The 14,873-nt window shown below is 66.7% G+C and carries 1 protein-coding gene (only partly in view); it reads right to left on the bottom strand.

Annotation, left to right across the window (positions count from 1 at the left end):
- Positions 1-14,873, bottom strand: the start of a protein-coding gene (locus tag CEX87_RS22280) for a non-ribosomal peptide synthetase (protein WP_094289128.1). 15,139 nt of this gene lie to the left of the window's left edge; the window shows 14,873 of its 30,012 coding nt (coding positions 1-14,873); its start codon is at positions 14,871-14,873; the stop codon falls past the left edge of the window.

Below are 14,873 nucleotides of genomic sequence, written 5' to 3'. Positions count from 1 at the left end.
GCGACAGGGTGTTTGAGGGTGAACCAACCCACCGTGTGCGACAAATCGAGATCCGGCGCGAGATCGTCGTACCGGCCGTGGCCTTCGACGTCGATGCCCACGGGTTCGCCGCCGATGTCGAGGAACCGCGACCAAGCGATCGCATATGCGATGAGCAGGATGTCGCCAATACCGGCGTGGAACGCGGCGGGTACGTCGCCGACCAGAACGCGGGTGGTGTCGGTGTCCAGCGTGGCGGACAGCTGGCCCGCGCTGGAGTAGGTATCGATGTCGGGCTGCGGCGCTGGGAGTGCGGGCGGCACCACTGCGACATGTCGCCACGCATCCGCCTGGCGCAGCACCGCGGGGTCGTGTGCGCGCTCTGTCAACAGAGACGCCCACCGCCGGAACGACGTTCCAGTCACCGGCAGGTTCACCGGCTGCCCGTTGCGGTGTTGCGCCCAAGCGATATTCAGGTCTTCGAGAAGGATGCGCCATGACACCGCGTCGACGGCCAGATGGTGGATGATCAGCGCCAGCCGGCCGGTGGCGGGCACCCAAAGCGCGCTGAGCATCCGACCTTTGGCGGGGTCCAGCCGCGACCGCGCCGCTCTCACCACCTCCTCAGACAGTTCGTCGACCGCGTCGACGCACGCGTCGGCATCGACCGACCCCGGATCCGGTACGTGCAGTGACCAACCTCCGGTCCCGCGCTCTACCGCGTGCAGGCGCAACATGGCATGTCGGTCCAACAGTGCCTGCAGCACGGTGCCGACGTCGGCACGCGTCGCACCCTCGGGTGCATCGACGATGATTGTCTGATTGAATTCCCGTACTGAGCCCTCGATTTCGCGCAGCCAGCGCATGATCGGCGTAGCTGCCACTTCTCCGAGGCCTTCGTCGATGGGGCCGGTGTCCGCGGTCAGCACCCGCGCGGCACGGGCGAGCCGGGCCACCGTTTGCTCGACGAAGATGTCCCGCGGCCGGCACGTCACACCCGCTGCCCGAGCCCGCGCCACCACCTGCATCGACAAGATGCTGTCACCGCCGAGGTCGAAGAAAGAGTCATCGACGCCGACCCTCTCGAGTCCCAGCACTTGGGCGTAGATGCCGGTCAGAATCTCCTCGACCGCGTCGGCCGGCGCGCGGTACCGGTCACTGTCCTGGTAGTCGGGCGCGGGCAACGCGCGGACGTCGAGCTTGTTGTTCGGTGTCAGCGGCAGGCTCTCCAACTGCATCACCGCGACCGGCACCATGTAACCCGGGAGCCGCCGGGCCAGGACCGCGCGCGTTTCGGCGGGGTCTGCCGTTCCGGTGAGGTAGCCGACCAGCCGTTTTTCACCGGGGCGGTCTTCGCGAGCGACGACGACTGCCTGCTCCACGCCGGCCAGTTCGGCGAGCGCGGCCTGAATTTCCCCGAGTTCGATGCGGTAGCCGCGGATCTTGACCTGCTCGTCGGACCGTCCCAGGTACTGCAGTTGGCCGTCAGCACGCCAGCGCACCACATCGCCGGTGCGATACATCCGCAGTCCCGCGCTGCCCCTGGACGGACAGGCCACAAACCGCGAAGCTGTCAGTCCGGACCGGCCGAGGTAGCCGGCTGCGACTCCCGCCCCGGCCACGTACAGTTCACCGACCGATCCGGGCGGCACCGGCCGTAGCACGTCGTCGAGAACCAACAGCGCCGCCCTCGACACCGGCGAGCCGATCGGCACGCTCGATCCCGGCGCCAGTGGGGCGCTGATGGCCACACACATCGTGGTCTCGGTCGGACCGTAGGCGTTGAGCATCACCCGCCCGGGCGCCCACTGCTCAACGACCTGGGCCGGGCACGCCTCACCGACCACCACCAACGCGGTCGACTCCAACCCCTCGCGTCGCAGCATCCCTGCGGCAGAGGGCGTTTGGGTCAGTACACTCACCTTCTCGGTGGTCAGCACCGCGTGGAAGTCGTCCGGCGAAGCGGCGACGCTTTCGGGTACGACGACGACCCGTCCACCGCGCAGCAGTGCGCCGAAGACCTCCCAGACCGACACGTCGAACGCCAACGAATGGCACTGCGCCCATACCCCCGGCCGCGGCAGTCCGGCGTCCAGCGACGACAACAGCTGGGTCACGTTGTGATGGGTGACCGCAACGCCTTTGGGCACACCGGTGGTTCCTGAGGTGTAGATGACGTACGCGAGGTGTTCGGCGGGGGGCGGCGGTAGCGCGGTGTCCGGCTGGGTCGCGATGCCGGCATCGTCGACGTCGACAACGGGCACGTCGCAGCCATCGAGGCTGTCGCGCAGGGCGGCCGTGGTGACCGCGGCGATCGGTGCGGTATCGGCGATCATGAACTCGATACGCGCCGACGGCAAGCCCGGATCGATCGGAAGGTACGCCGCTCCGGTCTTGAGTACCGCAAGTATCGCCGCGATGGCTTCTGCCGACCGGCTCATCGCCAGTGCCACGCATCGTCCCGGTCGCGCCCCGCGGCTGATCAACAAGTGCGCCAGCCGGTTCGAACCCTCGTCTAGTTGCCGGTAGGTCCAGGAAGTGTCCAGACAGCTGATCGCGACCGCATCCGGTGCGCGCGCCACGTGTTCGGCGAACAACGCCGGAATCGAGTCCGGCGCAGGTCTCGGGGCGGTCAATCCGACGAGGTTGCCGAACCGCTCGAGTTGCGCGTGCTCTTCGTCGGCGAGCACGTCCACCGCCGACAACCGCCGCGAGGGATCGCTCGTGATCGCAGTCAAGACCCGTTGCAGCCGTGCGACCAGTGTCTCGACGGTGACGGCGTCGAACACGTCGGTGCGGAATTCGACCGTCCCGCCGATCCCGTCGCACTCACCGGTGTCGGTCCAGCACTCGGACAGCGAGAACACCAGGTCCATACGAGCGGTGTGGGTTTCCACGGGCATCCGGGTGACCTGCAGATCGCCGAGCGTCAGCGCGTCGGTATCGTCGGCGCCTCCGATGGCCGTCTGCCAGGCCAACGCGACCTGCACGAGCGGGTGATGGGTCAGGCTGCGGGCCGGGTTGAGCCGATCGACCAAAACTTCGAACGGCACATCCTGGTTCTCGTAGGCGTCCAGGCTGCTCCGTCGCACTTGCGCAAGCAACTCCGCGACCGTCGGGTCGCCCGCCAGATCCACCCGTAGCAACAAGAGGTTGACGAAGAAACCGACGAGGTCGTCGAGCGCGGGATCGCGGCGTCCGGCGATCGGGAACCCAACGGCGACATCGTAACTGCTACTCAGCCGGGACAGCAACGCAGCCAGGCCGGCTTGGACGACCATGAAACTTGTCGCGTTGTGCTGCGCGGCCACATCCCCCACCCGACGCTGCAACTCGGCCGGCCACTGGACGGTCACCGTGGCGCCGCGCTGCTCGGCCACCGGCGGGTAGGGACGGTCGGTCGGCAGCTGCAGCCGTTCGGGCATCCCCGCCAGCGCGTCCCGCCAGTACGCCAATTGGGCTCCGATGGGACTGCTGCCGTCGTCGAGATCGCCGAACTGCTCACGCTGCCACAGCGTGTAATCGGCGTACTGCACCGGCAATTGCGACCACGCCGGTGGCCGCCCCGCGCACCGGCTCGTGTATGCCGCGTTGAGATCGCGTATCAGCGGGGCGATCGACCAGCCGTCGGCGGCGATGTGGTGCACTACGCCCGCCAACACGTGTTCGTCTTCACCGACGTGGAACAGCCGGGCTCGCAACGGAATCTGCGAAGAGAGGTCGAAGGCCAGGCGTACCGTCTCCTCGATGGCGTCGCTGCGCCGCTCCGCCGACCAGGCAGTGGCGTCGACGACCTGCCAGCCGAAGTCGGCGTTGTCGGCGTCCACGACGAGCTGCTGCGGGACCCCGTCCGGCGCTGGGAACAACGTGCGCAGGCTCTCATGGCGGGCGACGAGGTCGTGTAGAGCCGCTTGCAGCGCGTCGACGTCAAGCTGCCCTTGCAGATTCAGCGCGACAGTCATGTTGAAAACGGCTGAAGGACCCTGCAACTGGTCGAGGAACCACAGCCGGCTCTGGGCGAACGACAATGGGATCACCGGGGGCCGTGCGTCCGGGACCAATGGTGCGCGCCGGCCCGCGTCACCGCCGAGACAGCGCGCCAGCCCGGCGACCGTGGGCGCGTCGAACAAGGCACGCACGGAGAGATCGCCATCGAGGCTGGTGTTGATGTCGGCGACCACGCGCATCGCCAAGATACTGTCCCCGCCGAGGTCGAAGAAGGAGTCGTCGACACCGACGCGTTCGAGGCCGAGCGCCCGGGCGTAGAGGCTGACCAGGATCGCCTCGATGGGAGTGGCCGGGGCGCGGTAGTGATCGACGCCCTGGTACTCCGGTGCCGGCAAGGCACGGACGTCGAGCTTGCCGTTCGCCGTCAGTGGCAACACGTCGAGTACCACCACGGCCGCGGGCACCATATAGGACGGCAACCGCTCAACAAGGGCGGCCCGCGCCTCCGCCGGATCAATTGTCCCAGGGATGGTTTCGGTGAGGTAACCGACCAGGCGTTTGTCACCGGGGCGGTCCTCGCGGGCGATCACCGCGGCCTGCTCGACGCCGTTCAGCTCAGCAAGCGCGGTGCGCACCTCGCCGAGTTCGATCCGGTAGCCGCGTACCTTGACCTGCTCGTCGGCGCGACCCAGGTACTGCAATTGCCCATCTGCGCGCCACCGCACCAGATCACCGGTGCGGTACATCCGTGCGCCGAGCTCACCGCCGGGACATGCGACGAACCGTGATCCGGTCAGGCCAGGCCGACGCCAGTATCCGACGGCGACCCCTCGGCCCGCCACGTACAGCTCGCCCACCACCCCGAGCGGTACCGGGCGCAGCCACCCGTCGAGCACGAACAGCGCGGCGCCCGGCACGGGTGCACCGATCGGCACCGTGTCCGATCCTGCCGTCAGTGGCGCGCTGATTGTCGCGTACACGGTGATCTCGGTCGGCCCGTAACCGTTGAGCATCACCCGGCCCGGCGCCCAGCGGTCCACCACCTCGGCCGGGCAGGCCTCACCGGCCGCCATCAACGTGACGGCCGCCAAGCCCTCGGTTGAAAGCGCCTGCACCGCCGTCGGTGTCTGACTCAGCACTGTGACGTGCTCACTGCGCAACAAAGCGTTCAGGTCCTTCGGCGAGCGGGTCACCGACTTGGGCACGACCACAAGCCGTGCGCCGAACAACAGCGCGCCCCAGATCTCCCAGACCGAGAAGTCGAACGCCAGCGACGCGCAGTGGGCCCACACCTGATGCGGCCCCAGCTCGAGACCGACGTCGAGGGAGTCGAAGAGGCGGGTGACGTTGTGATGTGTGACCGCAACGCCTTTCGGGACGCCGGTAGTTCCCGATGTGTAGATTATGTGCGCGATGTCGTCTGCGGCCGGTTCGCGCAGCGCGCTGCTCGACTCTGCGGATATCACGGCGTCGTCGAGTTCGATGACAGGGATGCCGATGCCGCGCATCTGGTCCGCCAGGTCGGTGGTGGTGAGCGCGGCGGCCGGTGCAGCGTCGGCGACGATGAACTCGATGCGAGTCCTGGGCGTCGACGGGTCGATCGGCAGGTAAGCTGCCCCGCTCTTGAGCACCGCCAGGATCCCCACGACGGCCCGGGCCGAGCGCTCGGACACAATCAGAAAACACCGGCCCGGCCCGGCTCCGTGGCGAACCAGCAAGTGGGCGAGTCGATTCGACGCCTCGTCTAGCTCACCGTACGACATCGACTCACGCTCGAAGGTCAACGCGACCGCCTGCGGGTCGCGCGCCTTCTGCGCGGCGAAAAGCGCCGGAATCGTTGTCGGCGCGGAGGTCTGGGTCAACACGGCTATGTTGCCGTGCCGGTCGATAACCGCGTGCTCGTCACCGTCGAGCAGATCGATCGACGACAACCGGCGCGTCGGGCCGGCGGTCATCGCCCGCAGCACCCGCTGAAAGCGCCGGCTGAGCTCGTCGACCTCAGTCGCGTCGAACACGTCGGTGTCGAACTCGATGCGCATCCCCAACTCCGTGCCCGGCTGCGCGACGACCGCGAGCGGGTAGTGGGTGGACTCGCGTCCGTTGACCTCGGTGACGGTCAGCCCGTTGCTGAGCAACGTGCGGGCGTCGACGGGATAGTTCTCGTAGACGAAGACGGTGTCGAACAGCAGATCCTGGCCGGTGGCGTGGTGAATCTCGCTCAGCGCGAGGTGCTGGTGTTCCAGTGTGTGGTTGTAGCTGCGCTGCAGTTGGTCCAGCAACTCGCCGACGGTCGTCGCCGGAGTGGTGTAGGCGCGCACCGGCACGGTGTTGATCAGCAGGCCGACCATCGATTCAGCGCCGATGATGTCGGTGGATCGCCCGGACACCGCAGTGCCGAATGCGACATCGTGGTGGCCGGTCAGTGACACCAGCAACTGCGCCCAGGCGGCCTGCAGCACCGTGTTGACGGTCGTGTGACATGAGCGTGCCAGCTCGCCGAGCGCCCGCGTCGAGTCCTCGCCGACCCGGAACGCGGTGGTCCCTCGCGGCCCGAGCCTCAGCCGGTTCGGAGGGCCGACCACTGTAGGTGTGTCGAAGCCAGCCAGCACCTCACGCCAGGCCGCACGCGCCGCGGTGTTGTCCCGTTCGGCAAGCCACATGACGTATCGGCGGTAGGAGCCGGCGGCGGGCAGTCGGTGTCCGTAGTAGCTGGCGAATATCTCTCGGGCGACGATCGGCAGCGACCAGCCGTCGAGCACGATGTGGTGGTTGGTCAGCACCAGTCGGTGTCGGTTCGGCGCCGTCCGCACCACGGCCGTCCGGAAGGCGGGTGGACGGGTGAGGTCGCAGACCGCGGCACGTTCGTCCGCGCACAGCTTCGTGATCGCCTCGGCCACATCGGTTTCGAGGGTCCGGTAGACCGCGTCCGTCGTCGCTGTGTCGGTGGGCGGCGCACCCGCGGTCGGGCCGGCTGCCACCGCGGCGGCAGCCGCATCCATGCCGACATCCATGCCGGTGGCACCAAGGTCGAGGAACGTCCAAGGGATGACGGGGTCGGCGGGAATGACCTGGATCGGTTGCCCGTAGCGGCCGTCGAACCGGGCCGCGAGGTTGGGGTGGCGCTTGGCCACCGTCTCGATGGCGTGTCGGAGTCGCTGCGGATCGAGTGGGCCGTCGATGGAGATGTCGAGTTGCATGGCGTAGACCGCGTCGTCTGCGCTGGCCGTGGTGTTGGCGTGGAAGAACAACCCCTCCTGAAGCGGGGTCAGCGGAAGGATGTCGGCGACGCGGTCCTGCTTCTCGAGCTGGTCGATCTGGTCCTGGTCGAGGACGACGGGTGTGATGTCGGAGGGTGTCAACCCACCACCGCCGCGTACGACGTGGCGGCAGATACCCTTCAGCGCGTCGAACCAGAGACGGTTGAGCCCGTCGACTTGGCTTTCGTCCAAAGTCGATGTCGCCCATGTCCAATTGGCCTGTAGAAGAGCCCCATTGGCGCCCTCTACGGCGCCGGTGTTGAGTTCGACGGTGTGTGACAGCGGCATGGCTACCGCCGTGACGGCATCGGCCAACGCCAACCCGTCATCGCAGAGCCGCCACATGTCCTCGGACATCCGCACGCCGCCTGCGTCCAGCCGTCCGAGGTAGTTGAACCCGATGGCCGGATCTGTCTCGGGCAGCGCGACACCGGTGTTGAGGTAACGCAACAGTCCGTATGTCATGCCGTCCGGCAGGGCACGCAGTTGTTCCTTGGCGTTCTTGAGCACAGCGCCCACCGTGGCGTCACCGGCGACCACGTGACCCCAGGGCAGCGGGTCGATGGTCAGCGCCACGGGGTACTTCGACGTGAACCATCCCACCGTACGGGACAGGTTGAGCTCGGGAGCCAGGTCTTCGTTGCGCCCATGGGTTTCGACATCGATGACGACGGAGTCGTTCCCCGCGAGGAACGTTCGCCACGCCAACGCGAACCCGATCAGCAGGACGTCCTGCACGCCGGCGTGTAATGCGGAAGGCACCTGCCCCAACAGCAGTCGCGTCGTCTCCGGATCCAGCGACGCTGAAAACCGGCCCGCGTTGGCATAGGTATCTTTCTCAGGTCGTACGCGGGGCAAAGCCGTTGGCGTGGTGGACGCTTTGCGCCAGGTGTCGGCGGAGGCGATGACCGCCGGACTGTGAGCATGCTTGTCGAGCAGCGCCGCCCAGCGCTGAAACGAGGTGCCTAACGGTGGCAACTCGATCGGCTGTCCGCTGTGGTACTGCGTCCAGGCGATGTTGAGGTCTTCGAGGAGAATCCGCCACGAGACCGCGTCTACGGCGAGGTGGTGGACGATCAAACCCAACTCGCCGGTGCTCGGCGCCCACAGACCGCTGAGCATCACGCCCGCGGAGGGGTTGAGTCGAGAACGCCCGGCCACCAACGCATCTGTCGTCAACTCACCTACGGTTTCCAGGCTTGCCGCCGCATCGACCGACCCAGGCTCGGGCACATACAGCGACCAGCCCGTCTCGCGGTGTTCGGCACGCAGCCGCAAGGCGGCGTGGCGGTCCAACAGCGTCTGCAGCATGGCGACGATATCGCGGTGGGTGACGCCTGCCGGCGCCTGCACCACCACGGTCTGGTTGAATTCGTCTATATTGCCGGATACTTGATGCAGCCAGCACATGATGGGCGTCGCATTCACGGCGCCGACGCCCTCGTCGGCAGGGCCGATCTCACCGCCGGCTATCCCGGCGACCCGGGCCAGCCGGGCAACGGTCTGCTCGACGAAGATGTCGCGGGGCCGACACCGCAGACCGGCGGCGCGGGCACGGGCCACCACCTGCATCGACAAGATACTGTCGCCGCCGAGATCGAAGAACGAGTCATCGACGCTGACCCGCTGAACACCCAGCACCTGCGCATAGATGCCGGCCAATACCTCTTCGACTGCGTCGGCAGGTGCCGAGTAATGCTGCGAGCTCTGGTAGTCGGGGATCGGCAGTGCGCGGGTATCGAGTTTTCCGTTGACGGTCAACGGCAGTGCGTCGAGAAGCACCACCGCCGTCGGCACCATGTACGCGGGCAACCGGTCGGCGAGCACGGGCCGCACGGAGGCCGGATCGACTGTCCCGGGCGCACTTTCGGTGAGGTAGCCGACCAGCCGTTTGACCCCGGCCTGGTCCTCGTGGGCTATGACGGCGGCCTGCTCGACGCCGTCGAGGGCGGCGAGGGCGGCTTGGATCTCGCCGAGCTCGATGCGGTAGCCGCGGATCTTCACCTGTTCGTCGGCGCGACCAAGATATTGCAGTTGACCGTCGGCGCGCCAGCACACCAGGTCGCCGGTGCGGTACATGCGTGTGCCGGGCCGGCCGAACGGGCAGGCCAGGAACCGGCTTGCGGTCAGCCCGGACCGCCTTAGGTAGCCGAGGCCCACGCCTCGACCGGCGACGTACAACTCACCGACCACTCCGGCCGGGACCGGGCGCAGCCACTCGTCGAGAACGAACAGCGCCGCGGTCGCCACCGGCGCACCGATCGGCGCCGCCCCGGTGCCTGCCTGCAGGGGTGTGCTCATCGAGGCGTACACCGTTGTCTCGGTGGGGCCATAGGCGTTGATCACCACGCGGCCGGGGGCCCAATGGTCTACGACATCGGCTGGGCACGCTTCGCCGCCCAGCAGTACGGCCACGGACTCCAACCTGTCCGAATTCAGAGCCGCCACTGCGGATGGAGTTTGGGTGAGCACGTTGACCTGTTCGCGTACCAGCAGGGCGTGGAAGTCCTCCGGTGAAGCGGCCACCTCTTCGGGCACCACCACGAGCCTGCCGCCGCCGAGCAGGGCAGCCCAGATCTCCCAGACCGAGAAGTCGAAACCGTAGGAGTGACATTGCGTCCACACCTGCGCTGCAGGCAGACCCGGTGGTGTCGAGGCGGCGAGATGAGCCAGGTTGTGGTGGGTGATGGCCACGGCTTTGGGAGTTCCGGTGGTCCCCGAGGTGTAGACGACGTAAGCGATGTCCTCTGGTGCCGGTGTCGAGAGGATGGAACCACGCTGCGCGTCCTCGCCAGGGTCGGCGGCGTCGAGAACGGTAAGCGTGTAACCGTTGAGGCGCTGTCGAAGATCGGGGGTGGTGAGCGCGGCCACCGGTGTGGCGTCGGTGAGCATGAACTCGACGCGGGCGTCCGGGTGGGCCGGGTCGATCGCCAGATAAGCGGCGCCGGTCTTGAGTACCGCCAGCATCGCCACGATCGCCTCGGCCGAGCGTTCCAGCAGCAACGCGACAGTCTCACCGGGACCAGCACCATGGGCAGACAGCAGGTGTGCCAACCGATCTGAGACTTGGTCGAGTTCGAGGTACGTCCACGAATCCCGTCCGTAGCTGATCGCGACCATCTCCGGGCGGCGCATCACATGTTCGGCGAACAGCTGCGGTATCGACGCGGCCGCAGGAGCCGGGTCGGCGAGCACCGCGCGGTTGCCGATCTGATCCAGCCAAGCGAACTCGGTGGCGTCGAGCAGCTCGATCGACGACAAGCGCGCTGCCGGATCGGCTGTCATGGCCGTCAGGATCCGCTCGAACCGTTGCAGCAGTGTCGTGATCGTGTGCGGGTCGAAAACGTCGCTGCGGAATTCTACTTCCCCCGAAATGCCAGCTGGCTCAGCGGTTTCCGTCCACCGCTCGGCCAGCGAGAATGACAGGTCCATGCGCGCGGTGTGAGTGTCGACCGGAATCTGGGTGACTTGGAGTCCGTCCAACGTCAACGGGGTGGGGGCCCCCGCATTGCCGGGAAGGTTCTGCCAGGCTAATAACACCTGAACCAGCGGGTGATGGGTCAGGCTGCGAGTCGGGTTCAGGCGTTCGACGAGCGCCTCGAAGGGTACGTCCTCGTTTTCGTAGGCGCCTATGCTGCGTTGGCGTACCTGCGCGAGTACCTCATCGACCGTGGGGTCCTCCGCCAGGTCGACCCGCAGGACCAACGTGTTGACGAAGAAACCCACCAACTCGTCGAGTGCAGGATCGGTGCGGCCGGCTATCGGAAACCCCATCGCTACATCCGGACTGCCACTCAACCGCGACAGCAGTACTGCGAGCGCGGCCTGCACCACCATGAAACTGGTCGCGTTGCAATTCGCGGCCAACTGACGTACCCGCTGCTGCAGTGACGCCGGCCAGTCCACTGGCAAGGTGGCGCCCTGCTGGTCGGCCACTGGGGGGTAGGGCCGGTCAGTTGGAAGCTGGAGCCGTTCGGGCATGCCCGCCAAGGCATCGTGCCAATAGTCCAGCTGTGCGGCGATCGGGCTGCGGCTGTCCGCCAGATCGCCGAACTGTGCACGCTGCCATAACGCGTAGTCGACGTACTGCACCGGTAACGCAGTCCACTCGGGCTCTCGGCCCTGTTGGCGGGCTTCATACGCCTGACCCAGATCGCGCGCTAGCGGTGCCACTGACCATCCGTCAAACGCGATGTGGTGCACGACGATCCCCAACAGATACTCCTGGGGGCCAATCCCATACAGTTGAGCGCGAAGCGGAATCTCCACCGACAGGTCGAACGGATAGGCCGCCATTGCCGTCAACTCGCCGAACGCCTCGCGCTCGGACATCGATTCCACCGGCATGCCGTGGTGCCGCCACTTCGCAGCACCGGCGCACAGCACCTGTTGACATGGCACACCGTCGGTTTGGGGATACACGGTGCGCAGCACTTCGTGTCGCGCGATCACATCGTCGAGGGCGGTGGAGAGCGCCTTGACATCCAGTCGGCCACTGATCCGAAGCACGGTCGGCATGTTGTACGCACCCGCCTGCACCTGGTCCAGGAACCACAGCCGACTTTGCGCGAACGACAACGGAATCACAGAGGGCCGCTGGAGGGCCACCAGCTCCGGTCGCCGACTTCCGTCAGCTCTGACACGGGTCGCCAACAGGGCGACCGAGGGCGCATCGAACAACGCGCGCACGGTCAGGTGGGCGTCGACGGCCTTGGCGACCATGCCGATCACGCGCATCGCCGACAAGGAGTCGCCGCCGAGGTCGAAGAATGAGTCGTCGACACCCACGCGTGGCAGCCCGAGCACACGGGCATAGATACCGGCCAGCATCTCCTCGATGTGGTTGCTCGGAGCGCGATAGCGATCGGCGTCGACATATTCGGGGGCCGGCAACGCGGCGGTGTCGAGCTTGCCGTTGACCGTGACCGGCAATCCGTCGAGCACCACGACCGCCGCGGGCACCATGTAGTTAGGTAACCGGTCGGCCAACGCCGCACGCGCCGCGCCCGCATCCACCGCACCGGTCACATACCCCACCAGCCGCTTGTCTCCGGGGCGGTCCTCGCGCGCGATCACCACCGATTGCTGCACCCCGGCCAGCCCGGCCAGCGCCGCCTGCACCTCGCCCAGTTCGATGCGGTAACCGCGGATCTTGACCTGCTCATCGGAGCGCCCGAGATACTGCAACTGACCGTCTGGACGCCAACACACCAGATCCCCGGTGCGATACATCCGCTGCCCCCCGCAGGCGAACGGACACGCCACGAACCGCGACGCGGTCAACCCCGTGCGACGCCAATACCCCACGCCCACACCGCTGCCCGCGACGTACAACTCCCCGACCACACCGGGAAGCACCGGCCGCAACCACCCGTCGAGGACAAACAACGCCGCTCCCCTGACAGGTGAGCCGATAGGCGGGACGCCCGAACCGGGCACCAGCGGAGCACTTCTCGATGCGCAGATGGTCGTCTCGGTCGGCCCATAGCCGTTGAGCATCACCCGGCCCGGCGCCCACCGGTCCACCAACTCGGCGGGGCAAGCCTCGCCGGCCACCAGCAGCGCCATCGAGTCCAGGCCCTCCGGCGCAAGTGTTCCCAGCGCCGACGGCGTCTGGCTCAGGACGCTGACGTTCTCGGCGACGAGCAAGGCGTGTAGGTCTTGCGGGGAGGCCGCGACCTCCTCGGGCACGATCACCAACCGCCCACCGTGTAGCAAAGCGCGCCAGATCTCCTCGACTGAGGCGTCGAAGCCATACGAATGCCACTGCCCCCACGCGCGGGCGGACAGATGCTCATCGGGTGGACCGAGTAATCGGGTGAGGCTACGGTGCGTGATCGCAACACCTTTGGGAGCCCCCGTGGTGCCGGAGGTGTAGATGACGTGGGCGATGTCGTCGGGATCGGGCGGCGGCAACGAGTCGTCGGACTCTAACCGCGTCGCCGCGTCGTCGACGTCGATGACCTGCAGCCCGTATCCGGAGAGCGACGAGGCCAACTCAGCGGTCGTCATCGCGGCGACGGGCGCAGCGTCCTCGATGATGTATCCGATCCGGGCCGCGGGCGTGGCCGGGTCAATCGGCAGGTACGCCGCGCGGGTCTTCAAGCACGCCAGAATTGACATAATCGCCTCGGCACTGCGCGAAAACAGCAGCGCCACTATCTGTCCTGGCCGCACTTTGCGTGAGACCAGCAGGCGAGCCAGTCGGATCGACGCCTCGTCCAACTCCCGATAAGTCCACGTGCGGTCGCCGCATACCAGCGCGATCGCATCGGGCGTGCGTGTCACCTGCGCAGAGAACAGCGCAGGGATCGACGACGCCGATGGGGCCGTGGTCAGCACCGCACGATTACCACATTCGTCGAGGCGTGCCTGATCGTGCGATCCGAGGACAGTCAACGACAACAACCGACACTCGGGAGCGGCTGCCATGGCCGTCAACATCCGTTGCAGACGTTCGGCCAGATCCGATGGCGTGAAGTCCGCAAATGGTTGCCCTGCCCCCGCCGTAAAGAATGACTGCTGATCACCGACTCCGACGAAGAACAAGCCGAAGTGCCCGACCGGGCCGAATGTCGTGTACGTTGCCGTCGCCGGCACACCGGCGAGGTTCAGCGACAGGCGGGAGGGAACGAAGTTGAGCACGACCCGGTCCGGCACTTGTCGCAAGCGGCGGTGGTCACCGCCGAGCTCGAGGGATCGCACCGGAAAACGTTGATGAAGCAATATTTCTCGAGTTCGCTTGTCGACCTGCCGGCAGAGGTCGGCGACTGTGGAGTGCGGCGACATTTTCACGACCAGCGGGACGACTCCGGCGAGCATTGCGGGAAGCGTTTTCGTCTTTGCATCCACCCGCCTGCTGACCGGGAAGTCGAGCACCACCTCCGAGTCGCCGTGGCTGCAGCCGCGCACCAGCAGCGCGCACGCCGCAGTGAGGACGGACGACCGCCGGATGCCCAGTGCCTTGGCCAACTCTTTGACGCAACCGGCGACCGCCGGATCGAGGTGGATCGAAGGGGATGGCCGGTGCGAATCGGTCGTGCTCTCGGTTCGCGGTAGCCGGAAGTCTGGTACGGATTCCGACGGGAGGTTCTCCCGCCAGTACGCTTCGTCATCTTGGTAGTCGGTCGACGACTCGTACTCCAGCTCGCTGCGTACGAAGTCCCGAAGAGAGCCGAAGAAAGCGGGCGAGGCGGGCGTGCCTGCGACAAGTGCTGAGTAGATCGCGGCGATGCGCCTGCCCACCAGTCCCATGCTTATGCCGTCGATGACGATGTGATGACAGCATGCGAACCAGTAATACTCGTTGGGCCGCGTGGCAAACAGCGCAAACTTCATCAGCTTGCCGTCGAACGGCATCGGGGTGCGTTCGATCGCTGTCGCAATCTGCCGGGCTTCCTGCTCAGCGTCGTACGAGCCGATCAGGTCGTAGCGAGCCAACTTGAGGTCGGAGTAGTCGATCGCTCGCTGAACTACTTGACCGTCCTTCTCGAAGAAGGCGGCGCGAATCGGTTCGGCTTCCTGCAGGCCCAGCCTGATCGCCTGTTCGAAGACGTCCGGCTGGATGGCGCCCTGGATTTTGACGAACATGCCGAGCTGCCACTCGGTGCCGGAGTGGCCCGACTGTTGGGCAAGCCAAATGTCAAGTTGCCGACGCGTCAACGGCAATGCCTGGTTGTCAAGCTCCAT

The sequence above is a fragment of the Mycobacterium lehmannii genome (assembly GCF_002245535.1).
Classification (GTDB): Bacteria; Actinomycetota; Actinomycetes; order Mycobacteriales; family Mycobacteriaceae; genus Mycobacterium; species Mycobacterium lehmannii.
The sequence above is the reverse complement of the archived record's forward strand: the minus strand, read 5'-3'. Positions and strand labels throughout refer to the sequence as shown.